1 protein-coding gene is annotated in these 284 nt (G+C 57.7%); it reads left to right on the top strand.

The features are described 5' to 3' along the window. Positions 1-284: hypothetical protein (locus AC1RO3_RS09120; RefSeq protein WP_481764101.1), on the top strand; the 284-nt coding region annotated here is incomplete at both ends.

Below are 284 nucleotides of genomic sequence, written 5' to 3'. Positions count from 1 at the left end.
GCTGGGATGAAGTGAAGTTGGCTTCGGTGCTGGAGAATGCGCTCGGCCGCGAATCGTGGGAAATCGACTACACGAAGCTCGTCATCTTCATCAGCGGCAACCTCGACTCCGCGTTCGAAGGCGCAATGGCGGCAGGCGACAGCGATTCGGATGCGGACTTTTACCATCAGCTGACGCGCAATATCTCGGTCAATACGATCAAGGATCATCTGATGTCGCGGTTCAAGCCCGAGCAGGTGGCGCGCTTCGGCAACAACCACATCATCTACCCGTCGCTCAGCCGA

Source organism: Dellaglioa sp. CoH-57-MRSF-19, assembly GCF_056781975.1.
The sequence above is the reverse complement of the archived record's forward strand: the minus strand, read 5'-3'. Positions and strand labels throughout refer to the sequence as shown.